The organism is Nocardia sp. CA-290969, from assembly GCF_050936135.1.
GTDB lineage: Bacteria > Actinomycetota > Actinomycetes > Mycobacteriales > Mycobacteriaceae > Nocardia.
The window spans coordinates 2141320-2159829 of record NZ_JBNJNJ010000001.1 but is presented as its reverse complement, the minus strand read 5'-3'; the positions used below and the strand labels follow the sequence as shown (position 1 = coordinate 2159829).

Annotated in this window: 15 protein-coding genes; 7 read left to right on the top strand and 8 right to left on the bottom strand. The window is 69.5% G+C overall.

What is annotated here, in order from left to right; genetic code table 11:
* Positions 1-4: 4 nt before the first annotated feature.
* The gene (locus ACQEVO_RS10065; RefSeq protein WP_432911343.1) at positions 5-1417 is read right to left on the bottom strand and encodes an MFS transporter; all 1413 of its coding nucleotides are present in this window, start codon (positions 1415-1417) and stop codon (positions 5-7) included.
* A gap of 214 nt (positions 1418-1631) precedes the next feature.
* Here ACQEVO_RS10065 and ACQEVO_RS10060 point away from each other — a divergent pair, with 214 nt between their 5' ends.
* Positions 1632-2147, top strand: coding sequence for a hypothetical protein (locus tag ACQEVO_RS10060; protein ID WP_432911341.1), 516 nt, complete (start codon positions 1632-1634; stop codon positions 2145-2147).
* A 161-nt stretch (positions 2148-2308) separates the two neighbouring features.
* A complete protein-coding gene (locus tag ACQEVO_RS10055; protein ID WP_432911339.1) occupies positions 2309-3526 on the top strand; it encodes a PucR family transcriptional regulator in 1218 nt (405 codons plus the stop codon).
* A gap of 3 nt (positions 3527-3529) precedes the next feature.
* Here ACQEVO_RS10055 and ACQEVO_RS10050 read toward each other — a convergent pair whose 3' ends face one another.
* Complete coding sequence (locus ACQEVO_RS10050) at positions 3530-3991, bottom strand: hypothetical protein (protein ID WP_432911336.1); 462 nt, start codon at positions 3989-3991, stop codon at positions 3530-3532.
* Between the two features lie 240 nt (positions 3992-4231).
* Between ACQEVO_RS10050 and ACQEVO_RS10045 the strand changes: the two genes are divergently transcribed.
* Positions 4232-5008, top strand: a complete 777-nt coding sequence (locus ACQEVO_RS10045; protein WP_432911333.1) for a M50 family metallopeptidase — start codon at positions 4232-4234, stop codon at positions 5006-5008.
* A gap of 16 nt (positions 5009-5024) precedes the next feature.
* Here ACQEVO_RS10045 and ACQEVO_RS10040 read toward each other — a convergent pair whose 3' ends face one another.
* Positions 5025-5801 (bottom strand): siderophore-interacting protein, encoded by a 777-nt coding sequence (locus ACQEVO_RS10040; protein ID WP_432911330.1) that lies wholly within the window; start codon positions 5799-5801, stop codon positions 5025-5027.
* A 151-nt stretch (positions 5802-5952) separates the two neighbouring features.
* Between ACQEVO_RS10040 and ACQEVO_RS10035 the strand changes: the two genes are divergently transcribed.
* Complete coding sequence (locus tag ACQEVO_RS10035) at positions 5953-7194, top strand: phthiocerol/phthiodiolone dimycocerosyl transferase family protein (protein ID WP_432911327.1); 1242 nt, start codon at positions 5953-5955, stop codon at positions 7192-7194.
* 27 nt (positions 7195-7221) lie between these two features.
* Here the strand turns inward: ACQEVO_RS10035 and ACQEVO_RS10030 are convergent, their stop codons facing one another.
* Together ACQEVO_RS10030 and ACQEVO_RS10025 are read right to left on the bottom strand one after the other, a co-directional pair.
* Positions 7222-8523 (bottom strand): metallophosphoesterase, encoded by a 1302-nt coding sequence (locus ACQEVO_RS10030; RefSeq protein ID WP_432911324.1) that lies wholly within the window; start codon positions 8521-8523, stop codon positions 7222-7224.
* 324 nt (positions 8524-8847) lie between these two features.
* Entirely contained in the window at positions 8848-10953 is a 2106-nt protein-coding gene (locus tag ACQEVO_RS10025; protein ID WP_432911321.1) for an AMP-binding protein, read from the bottom strand.
* 326 nt (positions 10954-11279) lie between these two features.
* On the opposite strand from ACQEVO_RS10025, the gene ACQEVO_RS10020 reads away from it, so the two are divergent.
* Together ACQEVO_RS10020 and ACQEVO_RS10015 are read left to right on the top strand one after the other, a co-directional pair.
* The gene (locus ACQEVO_RS10020) at positions 11280-11507 is read left to right on the top strand and encodes a hypothetical protein (RefSeq protein ID WP_432911319.1); all 228 of its coding nucleotides are present in this window, start codon (positions 11280-11282) and stop codon (positions 11505-11507) included.
* Positions 11508-11588: 81 nt separating this feature from the next.
* Positions 11589-12509: an LLM class F420-dependent oxidoreductase gene (locus tag ACQEVO_RS10015; protein ID WP_432911316.1), complete on the top strand. Its 921-nt coding sequence runs from the start codon at positions 11589-11591 to the stop codon at positions 12507-12509.
* 231 nt (positions 12510-12740) lie between these two features.
* On the opposite strand, the gene ACQEVO_RS10010 is transcribed toward ACQEVO_RS10015, so the two are convergent.
* From ACQEVO_RS10010 to ACQEVO_RS10000, 3 genes are all read right to left on the bottom strand, one after another.
* Positions 12741-14183, bottom strand: a complete 1443-nt coding sequence (locus tag ACQEVO_RS10010) for a three-helix bundle dimerization domain-containing protein (RefSeq protein ID WP_432911313.1) — start codon at positions 14181-14183, stop codon at positions 12741-12743.
* Positions 14184-14319: 136 nt separating this feature from the next.
* Positions 14320-15894, bottom strand: coding sequence for a phytoene desaturase family protein (locus ACQEVO_RS10005; RefSeq protein ID WP_432911311.1), 1575 nt, complete (start codon positions 15892-15894; stop codon positions 14320-14322).
* A gap of 360 nt (positions 15895-16254) precedes the next feature.
* Positions 16255-17802: an AIM24 family protein gene (locus ACQEVO_RS10000; protein ID WP_432911308.1), complete on the bottom strand. Its 1548-nt coding sequence runs from the start codon at positions 17800-17802 to the stop codon at positions 16255-16257.
* 273 nt (positions 17803-18075) lie between these two features.
* Between ACQEVO_RS10000 and ACQEVO_RS09995 the strand changes: the two genes are divergently transcribed.
* Entirely contained in the window at positions 18076-18426 is a 351-nt protein-coding gene (locus tag ACQEVO_RS09995; RefSeq protein WP_432911305.1) for a hypothetical protein, read from the top strand.
* The last annotated feature ends 84 nt before the right edge of the window (positions 18427-18510 follow it).

Sequence of the window (18510 nt, the reverse complement as noted above, 5' to 3'; positions counted from 1 at the left end):
GCCGTTACCCGCCGGACGCGGTGCGGCCCGGCATGAGGGCGCTGGCAACCACCATCGCCACGGTCATCACCATAACCGCCACGAAAACGAGGTGGACGCCCTCGGCCAGTGCGTCCGGAGCCGGTACGGCGGCATCACCGACCCGCGAATTCACCAGCGCACCGAACACCGCGACACCCACCGCGCTGCCGATCGACCGGGCGAACATGTTCGCCGAGGTCACCACGCCGCGTTCGTTCCAGCTCGCACCGGTCTGCGCCGCGATCAGGGTGGGGCTCGCGACCAGACCCATACCGAGGCCGATGAGGAAACAGGTGGCGGCGATCTGCCCGAGCGACGATCCCGCCCCGATGAACAGGGTCGCGCCGGCGCCGAGCGCGCCGAGCACACTGCCGAGGACGGCCGTGAACCGGAACCCGATCCGCAGGTACACCCGCCCCGACAGGCTCGCCGAGATCGGCCAGCCGAGGGTCAGCGCCCCCACGGTGAGACCACCGACCAGCGCACCGGTGCCCAGCACTCCTTGAGCGAAGGTCGGAACATAGGAGGTCAGCCCGAGAAGTAGCGCCCCGACCAGCAGCGATACCGCCGAACTCGCCACCACCACCCGCCGGGTGAACAGCCACAGCGGCAGGATCGGATTCGCCGCGCGGCGCTCCACGGCGACGAACACCAGCAGCGCGGCCGCCCCGCCGGCGAAAATCCCGATACCGGCCGGGGAATTCCATGCCCACGACCGCCCGCCCTCGAGCAGTCCGAGGATCACCGCGCCCGCACCGGAGGTCAGCAGGATCGCGCCGGTGTAGTCGACCCGCTGCCGCTGCCGCGGTACATCCTCGGTGAAATGGCGCACCAGCATCCACGCGGCCCAGGCCGAGAGGGGCAGGTTGATCAGGAAGATCCAGCGCCAGCCGAGATAGTCGGCGAATACGCCGCCCAGCAGCGGGCCGGCCACCGACGACAGCGCCCAGACCCCCGCGATATACCCCTGCGCCTTCGCCCGCTCCGTCAGCGTGTACACATCGCCGGCGATGGTCATGGTCATCGGCTGGATGGCACCCGCGCCGATCCCCTGCACCGCGCGGAAAACGATGAGCCACACCATGCTCCCGGCGAGACCGCACAGCAGTGAGCCGAGCGCGAAGACCGCGATACCGAACAGGATCACCGGTTTGCGGCCCACCATATCCGCCACTTTCCCGTAGACCGGGACCGTCACCGCCTGGGCGAGCAGATAGATGGAGAACAGCCAGGGGAACTGCGCGAACCCACCGAGGCTCCCCGTGATCGAGAGCACCGCGGTGGCGATGATCGTCGAATCCAGCGCGATGAGGGCGGTGGCCAGCATCAGCGACCCCAGTATCGCGCCGCGCTCGGACCGCAGTCCGATGGCGGCTTTCGCGGTATCCGCCACCACCGGCGTACCCCTTTCGCTCTGCAAACAGACAGGCCAACACCCCCGGGCGGTCACGCTATTCCCCGCAGGCCGGACCGGCGCCCGGTTTTCCACCGGATGGGACGGCACCGGCACGACAGCCGGCTTGTGCAGGGGCGCAACCCCGCAACGCCACTCCTGTGAGGCCACACAGCAAGCCTGTGGCACAACGGAATCCGCGGCTAGCATCCGCGGAATGAAAAAATCGGCACCTTGCGCATCCTTCGTCCGGCACCGGCTGCTGCGGTGTGCCGTCGCGGTCGCCGCCGCCGTCGGCGCCGGTGCCTGCGGGCCGGGCGAGGCCACCGATCCGGCCGCGGTCTGGGATCCCTGCGCACTACCCGCTGGACTTCTCACCGAGGCGGGATTCCCGGCGGAGTCGAGGCGCCGCGATGTCGCCACCGAACCCGGCTGGGCGGGCTGCGGCTGGACCAGCGCGGACGCGGCGGTCCGGGTGCTGTTCGCCACCGCCGCCACACCGGACGACGTGGGCGGCGAGCAGGCACCACGGACCGAAGTCACCGTCGCGGACCGAGCCGGGCAGCGCCTGCACACGGGTGCCGCCGATACCGCGGCCACCTGTACCTATCTGCTGCCCACCGAGGACGGCGGACTCGTCCGGGTGCGGGTGGACAGCGTCCCCACCGGCGGCGGCGCCTGTGGCCGCGCCGAGCGGGTGACCGGCATCCTGGCCCCCGCCCTACCGGCCTGACCTGCCCTTCCGACCATAATCCGCACCACTGTGACCAGTCACAACACCGGCGGTTCGGCCTACACGGTCGTCCAGTCGAGTTGGCAAACAGGTCCCCGGTTCGAGACACGCTCGTTAGTGTGAACCCGCAGTCTCACCACCCGGGGGTAGAAGGAGTCAGCATGACCGTCGACGCGACCAGAACGAAGCTGACGCTATCCGGACAGCCCATGTCCGCACCGCTGCAGGACGTCCGCAAACTGTCCCGGCGGATGGTCGGCCATTTCGTGGAGAACGTGGTGCCGTGTGGCACGCTCCCCGGTGACGCCATCTACGGCGATGTCACCACCATCACCCGCACCTGCCTCGAACTCGCGGTCAGCATGCTCGACGGCCAGGACATCCCGGAGAAGACCCGGAAACTGGAGAACGCCGCCGCCGGCTGGGCCCGGGAAGGGGTACCGATCGACACCATCCACCACGCCGTGCACGAAGGTTTCCGGCTCGGCCTGGATCTGGTGGTCTCGAACGCGACGGTCACCGATTACTCCGCGCTGGTCGACGGCGCGAAACTCGTGGTCGAGATGCTCGACAAGATGACGGTCTGCATCTCCATGGCCTATGTCCGGGAACTGCGTTCGGTGGTCAGCGAACACCACACCGCGGTGCATACGCTCACCTCGGCGCTGCTGGGCGGGCACAGTACCTCGACCATGGCCCGGGAATGCGGTATCGAGATCGCGCCCGCCTATATCGTTCTGGCCGTGGCCATTCCGGCCCATCCGGACGAATCCGTCGCCGCACTGGACGGGAAAGTGGTGGCCCGCCGCAAACTGCGCCGCGTCCAAGCCGAACTCGCGACCCGGTGCAGTGACGCGGCCCTGTCGCTGCTCAGCGTCGACGGTGGCACCGTACTGCTGCCGGCCGGTGTGCTGAGCCCGGAGCAACTCGACGAATTGCTGCCCCAGCTGTCGCGGGCGGCGCAGGTGCCGATCAGCGCGGCCATGGTGGAATCGTCCACCGCGGAGGTTCCGTCGGCCGCCGACCAGGCCCACGAACTGCTGGATATGGTGCAACGGCTGGACTGTGTCCCCGGCCTGTACCGGTTCGACGATATGGCGCTGGAGTACCAGCTCACCCGGCCCGGGCCGGGCCGGGAGTATCTCGGATCGCTGCTCGATCCGCTCGACGATCATCCCGAACTGCTGGAAACGCTGCAACGCCATATCTCCAACAATCTCAACCGCCAGCGCACGGCCCGGCTCATGCATATCCACACCAACACCATCGATTACCGGCTGAAGCGGGTCGCGCAGCTCACCGGCTTCGACCCGACCCAGCCGTCGGGCCTGTGGTACCTGCGCTCCGCGCTCGTGGCGCGCAGCTACCGGACCCGGTGAGCCTCACGCCGGCTCCTGCCCGCTGCGCACCTGCGCCACATAGGCACGCGACACCGCGGCGGTCAGGGTGTCGAGCACATCCACCACGAACGAACCGTCCAGCCCCTCGGCCGCCGGACTGCTTCGCGGCAGTCGCGAACCGCCCAGTCCCAGGCCGCTTTTCACCCCTTCGTGCAAGGCATGCTGAATAACCTCGAGCGGCACCTCCTCGCGCGCCCACCGGGCGGCCGCCACCTCGAGCCGGGCCAGCACCTGCCGGCCCGAGGGATCGGAATCATCCAGCAGGGCCAGCGCCAGTCCCAATCCCACCCGGAACGCCGTCCCGAAATCCGCCACCGGGCGCGGGACACTCGGGGTTCCCAGCGGGTGCACAGACCAGATCCGCAGCAATTCGGCCGGGTCGGGTACCTCGAACGTCTCGGCGGAGCCCTCCGGTTCGGGGTCGTACTGCCCACTCGTGCACATCCGTGCTCCCTCCACCGTGACCGAATACCGATATGGACAAACGTATAGTTATCCACTCGAGCCCGCGTGACTCAACGCGCGGACTTCGGTCCAGCTCGGAACGGGACCACCCAAAGATAGTGAGACGTCCCATCAACACATACCGGGGACTCGTGTACGGGCCCACCGGGCCGGCCGCCGGGGACCACGAGGACACCCTACGGCGCGCGTTCCCGCGCCGCCCCCGGTTATGGTGCGGCGGTGGATACCGGTGATCTGATAGACCGCAGCAGCTCGATCGCGGAGCGGCTCACGACGACCCAGGCGGCACCGCCGTCGTGGCTGGTGCTCGCGACCGCCGTGGCGGCGCTCGTCCTGGTCGGCTACGGGCCGCTGTGGCGGCTGACCCGCAACGTGGTCACCATCGCGCACGAGGGCGGGCATGCGCTGGTCGCGCTGCTCAGCGGGCGCCGGCTCAATGCGATCACGCTGCACTCCGATACCTCGGGACTCACCGTCTCCAGCGGAAAACCCTACGGATTCGGCATGATCCTCACCGCGCTGGCCGGTTACCCCGCGCCACCACTGGTGGGGCTCGGTTTCGCCGCCCTGCTCGGCGCCGGGCGGATCACGCTCATGCTGTGGATCGCGATCGCCGCCCTGGCCACCATGCTGGTCATGATCCGCAACGTCTACGGCGTGATCTCCGTGATGACCACCGGCGCGTTGGTATTCGCGGTGTCCTGGTTCGGTTCCGACGCCCTGCAGGCCGGTTTCGCCTACCTGGCCACCTGGCTGCTGCTGCTCGCCGGCAGCCGCCCGGTGCTCGAGTTGCAACGGACACGGTCGCGGATGCGCGACGGGACCACCGACGCCGATCAGCTGGCCCGGCTGACCAAACTGCCCGGGCTGCTGTGGGTGGTGGTCTTCCTCGCCGTCGCGCTCGGCGCCCTGGCGGTGGGCGCGGGACTCCTGCTCTCGGCCACGGCGGGTATCTGCCTGCCGATACCCGGCGGCACGGAGTGCCCGGCCGGCTGATCGCCGGGCGCCCGGGCTACCCGGCCGATTCCGCCTCGGCCAATTCCTTCTTCCAGACCCGGAACCCCTCTTCGGTCCGCCCGCGCCGCCAGTACCCGGAAATCGAGGCGAATTCCGCCGGGACACCGCGTTCCCGGCGGATGTAGGCGCGCAGATTGTGCATCACCGCCTGCGCCTCGCCATGGATGAACACCTGCGCCTGCCCGGGCAGCCAGGTCGCGGCGCGCACCGCGGTGATCAGCGGGGCGTTGTCGCCGGCCCGGTCGTCACCGACCTCGTGCGCGGCGCCACCGCGATGTACCCAGGTGATATCGACCAGGGCCTTCGACGGCAGGGCGATCTCGTCGGCACGGTCGGCCACCTCGATGAACACCTTCGCGGGCGCGCCCTCGGGCAGGGCTTCCACCGCGGCGGAGATCGCGGGTAGCGCGGCCTCGTCACCGGCCAGCAGATGCCAGTCGGCATCGGCGCGCGGCGCGTAGGCGCCACTCGGCCCGAAGAAGGTGACCCGTTCACCGGGGCGGACCGCCGCGGCCCACGGACCGGCGATCCCCTCGTCGCCGTGCACCACGAAATCGATGGCGATCTCGCGGGCGGCGGTGTCCACCGACCGGACCGTGTAGGTGCGCATGACTTCACCGTCGGGACGGTCGAACAGCAGCTTCACATAGGCGTCGGTGAATTCGTTCCCGGTGAAATCGTCGAATCCGGGATCACCCAGATATACGCGGACGATATGGGAGCTGAGCCATTCGGTCCGGGCGACGGTCATGGTCGTGCGTTTCCTGGCCATCCGGCCTCCTCACTTAATTAGGTTTACCTAAGCAAACGTACCAGCCGTGTCGGAGCCGCTGTGTAGCATCCGTCTCGGCCGGGGCGAAATATCAGGCAAATAGGCGCTTTTCGGTTAATCTCACTGCAAAGATCCGGATAGAGGCACCATAATGACCGCGGCTACCGTCATCCGTCCGCTGGCACCCAGCGAACAGATCTTCGCATTCAGCGAGGTGTTCGTCGGATACTGCGCGCGGGTATCCGGTCCGCTGGACACCGCCGCCCTGGCCGCGGCGTACGAAGCCCTGGTCACCGCCCATCCGATGCTCGGCGCCCAGCTCACACCGAGCGAACCGTACGGCCATACGCTGGTCACCGCGGGCCCGCCGGAAACCGTGCTGACCGTCGCCGACGGCGATCCGGAGCACCTGCTCACCGGGGCGGAACCGGATCAGCGGCGTGCGCTCGGCTCGGTGCACGTGGTGCGCTCCGGGGCGCGGGCGAGTGTCACCCTGCTCGTCCACCACAGTATCGCCGACGCGACCCACGCACTGCACCTCTACGAGCGGTTATGGCACTGCTACGCCACCGCGGCCGGGGGCCGCGTCCCCGTCCTCACGCCCATCCGGCAGCCGCTGCCGGTGGAGGATCTGCTCAGCGCCCGCGGGATCGTCCGCCGGCCCCTCCCGGACGGCACCGGACCGCCCCTGAACGCGCCCCCGCTCCCCCCGCCCGACGCGCTGACCGCCAACGACCAGCCTTACCCGCCGCTGATCACCACCCGCTGCCGGCTCAGCCGGGAACACACCGGCGCGCTCGTGGCCCACGGGCACCGCGCCGGGGTGACGGTGCACAGCCTCGTGGCCGCGGCCCTGCTGCTCACCGAAGCCGAGGCCCGGCAGGTCCCGGTGACCGCGCTGCAATGCTCGTACTCGGTGGATCTGCGACGCCGGGTCCATCCGCCGATCGGCCCGGCGGAGGGCACGAATGTGCTGGGTTTCGCGAGCTACCGGCCGGGCCCGGGCAGTACCGGCACACTCGCCGCATTGGCACACGGGGTGTTCCACGCCCTGCGGGCCGGTCTCGCGACCGGCTACGTCCAGCAGACACCGCTGCAACTGCCCGATACCCTGGCCACCCCACCGGCGAACCCGTTCGACACGGTGATGACCACGAACTGGGGCCGATTACCCCGGTTGTCCGCGCCCGCCCTGCGGATCGACGATTTCCGCACCACCATGATCGCCAAACCCGACCGCACCGGCCGCCGCCCGCCGCAACCCGGCGGCGGCACCAGCATCATCTCCACCTACGACGACCGGCTCAGTATCGAAATCCATCATCCGCCGGAATTCACCCCCGTCCAGCTACCCCGGATCGAACGCCTGCGGGCACTGCTCACCCGGCTGTGAGGCGGGGCTCGCCCGCACCTGCCGCTCTCACACTCCCTGCAGGGACGCCAGTTCGAGCACCGTGATATCCGACGGTGCCGCCACCCGGACCGGCGGTCCCCACGCCCCCGCGCCGCGGGTCACGTACAGCGCGGTCGCCCCGTACAGTTCCAATCCGGCCACGGTCGGGTTCGGCCCCCGCGCCAGCAGATTACCGGGCCACAGTTGCCCGCCGTGGGTATGACCCGACAGTTGCAGGTCCACCCCGTAGCGCACCGAGTCGTGCACCACCACCGGCTGGTGCGCCAGCAGTACGCAGGCGCGTTCCGGGTCCCGGCCGTCCAGCGCCGCCCCGAAATCGGGGCCGCGGCCCACCTCGGTCCCCGCGGGGTCGTCGACCCCGGCGAGATCGAAATCCGGCAGGCTCACCCGGCTGTTGAGCAGCACCTGCATCCCGAGTTCACCGACCCGGGTCAGCCAGGCGTCGGCATCGGAGTAGTACTCGTGATTACCAGGGACGAAAAAAGTACCCAACGGGGCGCTCAGACCGGCCAGCGGCGCTGTTTCCGCGCGGAGATCCTCGACACCGCCGTCGGTGAGGTCACCGACCATCGCGATCAGGTCGGGCCGGGTCTCGTTCACCGCCGCGACCACCCGTTCACAGAATCCACGGCCGAGCGCCGGGCCCAGATGCAGATCGCTGACCAGGGCGATCCGCAGGCCGTGAGCCTGGGCGGGCAGTTTGGCCAGGGGCACGGTGACGCGGCGCACCAGCGGGCCGTCGAGCACTCCGTAGGTTCCGGCGCCGACGACCGCACCCGCCGCGAGCACCGTCGCCCCGGCCGCCAGCCGGGAGATGAGCATCCGGCGCGAGAGGGGTTCCCGGCCGGGTTCCGCGGGCCCGGCCGCATCCGGCGGCGGCACCGGCGTCGCCGCCGGAAGTTCCCCGGCGCCGGGTACGGCCCCGCCGACCGCCGCGGCGACAGGTGCCGCGGTCGTCGCGTGGTTGTCCGGGGCGTGCGCGGGGGCGGTGGTACCGGCATCACGGCGGTCCAGCGCACGCAACAGCAGCGGCCGCACGATCTCCCCTGCCAGCACTCCGATCAGCAGGTAGAGGAACAACGCCGCCCACAGCAAACCGGGCCACGCGAGTACGCGCCAGATATCCCAGGTGGCCCCGGCCAGCACCGCACCGAACGCACCGCCCATCAGCACCGCGCCGAGAGCCAGTACCCCGGCGCCGACCGGCCGCCAGACCGACCCGGCTCGCGTGGTGTCGCGAACCAACCGCCGCCACAGGTACCAGTGCAGCCCGGCGAGCACCACCGCCACGGCCAGTCCTGCGAGCACGGAAACTACTACCACGGAGGTTTGCCTCTCCCGACCGATTGCCTATGCGGATGCTGAATCTACCCGCGCCTGCTCGGTGGCCGGTGCCCCCGCCACCTGTTGCGCGATACCGCAGCGCTGTCGCGCGACCGGCCGAGTTACCGGCAATCGCGAATAATGCCACGTCATCCCGAATATCGGATCGAACAGCATCACATGGGCATTCACCGGCGGCAAGCCCCTGCCGCGCGCTCGGCCGGACGCCGTGAGTGGTGGCGCGGGGCCGGTAGCCCTTCGTGGACCCGGCCGGTCCGGCCCGCTGCCCGGCAACGCCGGGACGAACCGTTACGCCGACCCGCTCACGCCCAGCCCGCCCATCCCCGCCGGCGGCAGGTCGCCGTTGTTCCCACCGGCCAGTAGCCATTTCAAGATCTTGCCGGTTTCCCCGCGCGGCAGCGCCGGCAGGAAGGTCACGTCCCGGGGCACCGAGAACCGGCTCAGGCGATGCCGGATATAGGTGCGCACCATTTCCGGATCCAGCCCGGACCCTTCGTGTTTCACCACGAAGGCGGCCAGCCGCTGCCCGAATTCCGGGTCCGGCACACCCACCACGGCCACCTCGCTCACCTGCGGCAGGTGTGACAGGGCCTCCTCCACGGGCCGCGGGAAGACATTCTCGCCACCGGAGATGATCATCTCGTCGTCGCGCCCGGCAATGAAGAGCCGGCCGTTGACATCGAAATATCCGACATCTCCGGTATCCAGCATGCCGTGCGCCTCGTCGGGCGGCGCCGCATTCACATAGCCGTCGAAAAGCATGTGGTTGCCCACGAACACATGCCCGGTCGCGCCGATCGGGACGGGTTTGTGATCCGGGCCCAGTACCGCCACCCGGGTGCCCAGCGGGGGCCGGCCCGCGGTGGTGGGTGCGAAGCGCAGATCCGCCGGCGTCGCGATGGTCGCCCACGAGACCTCGGTGGAACCGTAGACGTTGTAGAGGATATCGCCGTAGGCGTCCATGAATCGCAGGACGGTCGCCCCGGCCAGCGGGGCCCCGCAACTGATCACGTGGCGCAGGCTGGAGGTGTCGTACCGGGCGCGCACGGCCGGCGGCAGGTCCAGGATCCGGTTCACCATGGTCGGCACCACGATCATGGTGGCGACCCGGTGTTCGGCGACCAGGCGCAGGCACTCCTGCGCGTCGAACCGTTCCGGCAGGATCACCGTCGAGCGCAGGGCCGTACTGAGTTGCAGCCCGGCCAGTCCCCAGGTGTGGAAGAGCGGGGCGGGAATGAGCATCGCGGATTCCATGTCCAGCGGAATCCGCGACAGCAGCGCGGCGATGGTGCCGAAACCCTTGGGATGGGGACGGCGCGCGCCTTTCGGGATCCCACTGGTGCCGGAGGTCAGCACGATCAACCGGCCCGGGTGGGCCGGGATCCGGAAATCGTTCTCGCCCATCTCGATCAGATCGTCGATGGTGTAGCGGTCCGGCACCGGCGGGCGCAGATCGGTGTTGAAACGCGGCAGGTCGGCGTGCAGATACTGCACGAGTTCTTCCAGGTCACCATCCACGAACAGCGCCGAAAGCCGGTGGCGCTGCACGATCTGCTCGATCGTGCGAGCCGCCAGCCCCGCATTGAGCAAGGCGACATCCACCCCGAGTTTGCCTGCCGCGACCATGGTTTCGACCATGCCGGCATGGTTACGTGACAGCAGGCCGATGGCGTCGCCGGCCCCGAACCCCGCCGTCGCCATCGCACCGGCCAGCGCGGTGGTGCGCTGGTCCATCTCGGCGAAGGTACGGTCGCCCCGGTCGTCGACGACAGCGAGCCGATCGGGTGAGTACGCGGCCCCGGCGGCATACCCGCCGGCCAGGTTGAAACCCCATTTGTTCAGCGACAGCAGTTGTTTGACCGCGACCTGCGCACGGGTACGCACCACCCCGCTGGTGGTGACCTGCCGGATCACCCCGATATTGCGGCGCACCGGTGAGGCGTCGCTGTTGGCCACGACCGAGGTGCGTGCGCCGCGCACTATATCGGTCATCCGGCGCAGCCCCTTGACAGTCCACTCCTGCACGGCGGAATTCGACAGCCCCGCGATATGCCGGTGCACCCGGCCGGGGGTGAAGAAGGTGATCGAGACGCGGCTGCGGTCGCCCTCCCCGGTCAGCCGCAATGCGGCGAAACTGCCGATCTCCGGCGCGTGCAGTTCCACGCTTTCGTACCAGCGGCCGGCCACCACCCTGACCCGCAGGATCCGGATCCCGGCGGCCGGGGTGCCGACCCGGAATTCGAAGACCGGCTGTTCGCCGGGCAGGTCCAGCCGGGAGCAGGCGCCGATCCCGGTGAACACGCGCGGATAGGTTTGCGGGTCCAGCAGCAGATCCCAGACCGCGGCCCGCGCCGCGGGCAGATCCGCGACCACATCGATGACGTCGGTAACCAACTCGTACAACTTCTCGTCGGCCCGCAACGGACAACTGGGTCGGCGGGGTTCCCCATCTGTAACCTGACTCACAATAGTCGGGGCCCGCCGTTATTACCAGTGAGTAACACACGCTCCGGAAGGGCTCTGTGACAGGTCACGAAGCGTATTGCCGAATATTCACTCACGGTCCGGAAACGCCGCCGACCTCGCCGTTGGAGGTTGCCCAAACCAGCCGGTAACCACAGTGTGAGAGGTCCCAGCCGCAGCGCACTCCACCCACACACCCACTGTGCGCGAACTACATTCGGCGCTGTATCACACGCTCCGACTCCGGAGGAAACACCATGCCCGAAACCAAGCGCCGGGTCGCGCTCACCCGCACCGGCGAAATCCTCAACTACTTCGGAAAATGCAAAACCTGCGGTTATCCGGCGCGCGCCGAATCGTATCGGCGGATCTACGACAACGGGGAAGCCGATACCGTGGTCATCGCCAGCTGCTCCCTGCCGTGCGGCTGGTCGGATCAAGTGCTGCCGACGACGATGACCGGCCCCGCCGCGCGGCTGATCTGATCCGAGTGTGGATCGCGCCGGGTGGGCCCGCATCGGCCACCCGATCCGGCGGCCGGCCGGCCGTGCGGCACGATAGGCCTCATGGAACTGCGTATCTTCACCGAACCGCAGCAGGGCGCGGACTACACGACACTTCTGCGGGTGGCCCGGACCACGGAGGAACTCGGCTTCGACGGCTTCTTCCGGTCCGACCACTATCTGCACATGGGATCCGTGGACGGCCTGCCCGGTCCGACCGATGCGTGGATCACCCTGGCCGGCCTGGCCCGGGAGACCAGCCGGATCCGGCTCGGCACGCTCGTCACCGCGGCCACCTTCCGGCTGCCCGGCCCGCTGGCGATCCAGGTGGCGCAGGTGGACCAGATGTCGGGCGGGCGGGTGGAACTCGGCCTCGGCACCGGATGGTTCGCCGAGGAGCACAGCGCGTACGGTATTCCGTTCCCGGACAACAAATTCGACCGTCTCGAGGAACAACTCGCGGTGATCACCGGTCTCTGGGAAACCGCGCTCGGTGACACCTTCGACTTCACCGGAAAGTACTACGAACTCGTCCGTTCCCCGGCCCTGCCGAAACCGGTCCAGCAGCCCGTACCGGTGATCGTCGGCGGACTGGGTCCCAAACGCACACCGCGGATCGCGGCACAGTATGCGAGCGAGTTCAATCTGCCGTTCGTCTCCCCCGCCGACAGCGCCGCCCAGTTCGATCGCGTTCGCACCGCCCTCGCCGGGCAGGGCCGGCCCGCCGACAGCATGGTGTACTCCAACGCCCTGGTCGCCTGCGTGGGCACCAGCGAGGCGGAGATCGCCCGGCGAGCCGCCGCCATCGGCCGCGAAGTGGACGAACTGCGCACCAACGGCCTGGCCGGTTCACCGGCCGAAGTGGTCGACAAGATCGGCCGCTACCGCGAGATCGGTACGCAGCGAATCTACCTGCAGATCCTGGACCTGACCGATCTCGAACATCTCGCGCTCATCGCGAACGAGGTCGCCACCCAGCTCTGATACACCTGCCGCCGGTCCCGCGGATCCCGGTGATCCGCCGGGCCGGCCGACGGAGGCGAACAGAGCCGCGTCACCGCCGGCATATCACCGGGCCGGGCAGTCCGGCGCCGGCCTTCGCCGAGTTGGTTACGCAGCGCCGGCCCGATCGGGATATCGGGCCGGCCGGTGTGGAGGAGCCACAGCCGGGCAAGCCCGGGCAGCGCAATTCCCCGGCGCTGCGCGCGACCGGCGTCAGTAGGCGCCTGCGACCCCGTCGAGCAGGTGTTCCAGGGTTTCGAAGGCCGGCACATCGACCACATCGACGAGGTCCGGGGCGACGGGCACATCGTGTTCGGTGACCACCTCGTCGAATCGGGCGGTATCACCGGTCCGGAAACCGTGCTCGGCGGCCAGCGACTGCAGATCGGGGTCGTTGTGCAGCAATGCCCCGATCTGCTCGCCCTCGGGGGTGAGCGGTACCAGCGTGTGCCGCGACACCACGGTCGGCGACGGGTACAGCAGGACCATATCGGGTCGCAACCGGCCCTCGACCGCCGCCGCGACGTACTGCGCCTCGTAGATCCAGGTCATCGGTGTCGCGCCCATCCCCGCGGTGAGGTATTCCTCGAACGGGCCGGTGCTCGAGCCCTCGGTGTAGCCCTGGGCGAGGAAGAGCCGCTGCAAGGTGGGCAGCACATGCTGTTCGGCCGTCGCGCCGCGCACCACGGCATGATCGTTGACCACATAGCCGGCCACCGCCAGGTACATCGCGGCCGAATTGGAGGTCCGGACATCGGTGGTGCTCACCAGGATGTTCTTCTCGACCGGGTAGGTGCGGTTGCCGGGCAGTTCGTCCCATTGCACCCCGCGCTGGACCATATCGATGTAGGCGGAGAAATCGAGCGCCGGAACCGGGCCGTCGTATTTCACCGCGCCGGCCGCGTCGAGCAGTTTCACGATGGGTTCGAACGTGGCGATCGCCATCGGCGAGTAGAACGGCGTGAACTGGGTCTGCACACCCACTTCGCGTTTCAGTTTCTCGGCCGCGGGCAGGCTGGACGGGAAGGCGAAGGCCTGTCCGCCGAGATCGACCGAGGTGGAGATCTCCCGCGACCCCGCCGCGCGCACCCGGACATCGAACCCGTGCGCGGCGAAGATCTCCGCGACCCGCTCATCGTCGAAGAACGCCATCTTCTCCGAGCCGACCACACCGGTGACCCCGGTCAGCGGCGCACCCGCAACGGGCGCGGCCGCCTGCACCGAGCCGGATTCGGGCCTGGTCACCGCCCAGGCCGCCGCGCCCGCGGCGACCACTCCGGCACCGGCCAGCGCGAACAGGCCGCGCCGGTCGGTGGCCACGGCGCGGAGCCGGCCGGGCAGCGCGGGGTCAGCGGCGCCCGTGGTGATCTTCTCGGTCGGCGCGGCGGCATGGTCCGCATCCACGCCGGCGGTGGCGTCGGCGGCCGGCTCCAGTTGCCGGCGTACCGCACGCTCGACCAGGATGGGCACGAAATCCCGGACCTTGCTGGCGGCGAACCGATCGTGTGCCGAGCGCACCGCACCACCCACCTCGGCGGCCGTGCGTTCCTGCGCATAGGCGGCCGCGAGCCGGTTCTCCAGCTCGCGGATCGCCTTCTGCTCGCGCGCGGCTTTGTCGTCGGGGGCCTCACCCTTGGGTGCGGTTTCGAGTGCCACGTACTTCTCCTCGGCGCCGGATATCGAACTGCGATCGAACGACCCGCCGGGCCGATCCACAGCCGACAACCCTACCGCCACACGGTATTCGGATACTCCCACCGACGAGCACCGCAGCCGATTCTCCGACCAGAATTCACCGCGCATTTCCCGGCCGCTGGGCGGCGGTTTCCTCGAGAACCGCCATGGCGGCGTTGTGCCCGCCGATACCGCTCACCCCGCCACCCCGGACGGTGCCGGCCCCGCACCGCAGAACGGTGCGGTGCGCGGTGTCGACACCCCAGCGTTGCGCCGGTGTTCCGGCGGGTCCGGTGCGGTACGGGAAGGACAGGTCACCGTGGAAGATATGCCCGCCGGGCAGGCGTAGCGAACGCTGCAGATCGACCGGGGTGGCCACGTCCAGGCACGGCCGGCCGTGGGCGTCACGCGCCAGGCATTCGCCGAGGGGTTCGGCGAGCACCGCGTCGAGCTGCGCCAGTGTCGCGGCGACCGCGGCGTCCTTCGTGGCCTGTGGGTCGGCCGCGAAAAGGCTTGCCGGTGTGTGCAGTCCGAAGAGGGTGAGCGTGTGCCGGGTGGTCGCGGAGCCGGCGATGCTCGGGTCGGTGAGCGTATGGCAGTAGATCTCCGACGGCGGAGCCGTGGGGAGCCGCCCGGCCGCCGCCTCCCGGTAGGCCCGCTCGAGCTGGTCGTAGGATTCGGCGATATGGAAAGTGCCGGCGAAGGCCGCGTGCGGGTCGGTACGGGTATCGCGCAGGCGGGGTAACCGGTCGAGCACCATATTGATCTTCAATTGCGCGCCTTCGGGTTTCGGCTGAGCCGGTTCGCCCAGCAGCCGCGCCAGTTCGGCGGGGGCGGCGTTCACCAGGACGTACCGGGCCTCGACCGTGGTCTCGACCGCACCTCCGGTCGCGACGGTGACCTGCGCCGTCGCGCCGTCGGTGACGATCGCGGTGGCCTCCGCACTCGTCACCAATTCCGTTCCGGCCCGGCGGGCGGCGTCGATCAGGGCATCGGTCAATGCGCCCATCCCGCCCACCGGCACATCCCAGTCGCCGGTGCCGCCGCCGATCACGTGGTAGAGGAAACAGCGGTTCTGCACGAGCGATTCGTCGTGGGCGTGGGTGAACGTACCGATCAGGGCGTCGGTGAAGACCACACCGCGCACCAGATCGTCGGCGAAGAACGTTTCGATCGTCTCGCCCAGCGGTTGTTCGAACAGCGCCGCCCACGCCGCGTCCCCGACCCGCCGCCGGAGTTCGGCACGGGTGGGCAGTGGTTCGGTGAGGGTGGGGAACACGGCCCGCGCCACCTCCCCGGTCATCGCGTAGAACCGCTGCCAGGCCGCGTAATCCCGGTCCGACCCGGTGACGCGGACGAAACTCTCCCGGGTCGCCGACGGCGAATCGTTGTCCACCAGCAGGCCGGTGTCCCCGGCCGGGGTGTAGGACGATATCCGCCGCTTCCGGGTGCGGAACCGCAGCCCCAGATCACGCACGATCCGGTCCGGTAACAGGCTGACCAGATACGAGTACCGCGACAACCGGATGTCGACCCCGTCGAACAATCGCGCCGAGACGGCCGCGCCCCCGGCGGCGGCCGCCTGCTCCAGTACGAGGACCGACAGTCCCGCGCGCGCCAGATAAGCGGCCGCCACCAGCCCGTTGTGCCCGCCACCCACGATCACCACGTCGTACCGAGAGCGCATCACCATACGTCGTCGATACCACACCGGGGCGCAGCGCTGCCGCGCCCGATCGACGTGGCGCGGCAGCCCGGCTCGCCACGGCGCCCCCGACACCGGTTCACCAGGGGCCGCTGTCGCGAGGCAGGGAACATCGCGACACGGCGCCCAGGCAGCTCTGCATGCCCACGGACCGCCCGGCGCCACACGGACCGCCCGCTGGGCCGCAAGCGACCGGCTCACCGATCGAGTGCCGGCAGCGGCTCCGCAGCACGGGCCGGCAGCTCGCCGGCTCCGGGGCCGCCGCGGGCGACGGCGCGAATGCGGAACAACTGTCACCGCGGAGCGGGTCGAGGCGTCGCCGCTCGGCCGGCCCGGGCAACCGGATGGCTAGCCGAGCAGACCGCCGAGCAGGCCCCCGCTCTGCCCCGCCTCTTGTCCGCCGCCGGTACCACCCAGGAATCCACCCGGCGGCAGTTCGGACGGCTGCACGATGACGAAACCGCGGCCGGAGAACGAGAGCGTCATCCCCTCTCCGGTGCTGCGGCCCATGAGCCGGCCCAGCCCGAAGGAATCGTTGCGTTTCACCCCGGTCTGCAGACTCGACGACCAGGCGATCGCCGCCTGCGGGTCGGCGTAGGTGGGCTGGTCGACGTTGAGCACCACCGGGGTGCCGTGGCTGGTGATGGCGATCCGGCCGCGGCCGGAGAACACGCAGTTGAACAGGCCGGCGTTACTGGCGTAACCGGCCGCACCCTGAACCATCCGGATGTCGTAGCCCAGCGTCGGATCGAAGGCGAGCACGTTCGATCCGTTGATGGTGAGCCCGTCGGTGCCGTCCAGATCGATGATGTGCACATCGGCGGCACCGTTGGCGACGAACAGATCACCGCGGCCGGATACCTTCATCAACGGCACGCCTTCGCCGGTGAGCCGCTGCTGGATGGCCCGGCCGATCCCGCCGGAGCCGAGCGCCTGGAAATGCAGATCGCCCTGGTAGGCGACCATGGAGCCGGAGCGGACCAGCGTTTCGCCGTTCACCCCGACCTTGATCATCTTGCCGCCCTGTTTCTGGATGCCCATACCAGAGACTTCGGCATGACGCGGGTCGAACAGCTCGCTGTGCATCGGCTGAGCTCCTTGCTGAGGAAAATGTGCTGGATTGTGCTGGGGCGCCGGCTGTGGTGGCGGCACCGGGGCCGCCGGATAGGCCGCGGCGGGCGGATACGGCTGCTGGGGTGGATAAGCGGGCGGCGGGGGCTGGTGCCCCGGATACGGCGGCGCGGCGGGCGGGTACGACGGCGCCGCGGGCGGTACGGGCGGCGGATAGGCGGCGGCCGGCGGTGGGGCCGGATACGGTTGCGCCGCCACCGGATTGGCGATCATGGTCGGATCCGTGCGGGAGGCCTGCGCTTGTGCGGGGGCGGACGGCGGAACCGGATCGTCGTCCACGTTGACACCGAAATCGGTGGCGATACCCGCCAGGCCGTTGTCGTAGCCCTGACCCACCGCGCGGACCTTCCAGGCGCCCGCTCGGCGGTAGATCTCCACACACACCACGGCCGTTTCGGTACTCAATCCGGAAACCGGGAAGGTGAGCGTGCCCTGCTGCCCGGTGATCGTCGCCGTGAGCGATCCCACCGCACCGAACGCCGGCGGTCCGCTGCCGTCCAGGCTGGCGGTGACCACGACCTTGTCGATCTCGGCCGGTAGCGCCGGAGTCTGCACATCGACCGCGTCCCCGGCGCCCCGGCCGTGCCGGTAGGTGACACCGGGCCCCACGGGCTGATTGAAGAAGACGAAGTCCCCGTCCGACCGAACCTTACCGTTGGCGGCGAGCAACAGAGCCGAGACGTCCACCGGCGCCGAGCATGTCACTGTGACGGTCAAGCGGTCGCCCGGCGCGGGCCGGTTCTCCCCCGGAGCGAGTGCGGTCACCTCTTATCACCTCGACTCGACGCGTCCCGGGGGTTTCCGGTCCGCCGAGTTTCCCGGCGCGGGGCCGGGCACTCGTTCGATTTCTGATACACACCGACGAGTCTGACCGATCCCGCCCGCGCCGCGCCACCGCGACCCCGGCCGGTCATCGCCACCTGCGGTGATCGCGATCGGCGAACCTGAGAACTTTCACAGCAGCAGCACAGCCAACCGACAGGCCGCGACGGCATTCTGGAATAAGACCAGCGGAACTCGGCCTCCGGGAGGAACCCCATGGTGGATATCGAGATCACCGGCACCACCGTCACCGTCCATGTCCGTGGTACGCACCGGGTGCTGTCGCTGTGCGACCGGATCACCTTCGATCTGGCGAATATCGTGGCCGTCGAACGGGCCGAAATCGACCGCCGCCCGCCCTGGGTGCGCGCACCGGGCGCGTTCTTCCCCGGCGCGATCGCGGCCGGGACATTCCGCGGTAAGGGCCGGAAGGAATTCTGGGACACCCTGTTCGGCGGGAAAGCGGTACGGATCGAGCTGCGCGGCACCGACTACACCCGCCTGGTGGTCGATGTCGAGGACCCCGATACCGTGCTGCGGTCGCTGCGCTCGGCCGCGGCCGCCTGACCGGCGGCCACCGGGTTCGCCGATCGGCCTTCTTCGCCGCGGAGGCCGATCGGCGGCTCACCCGGACCGGCGTCGGCGCCGCTG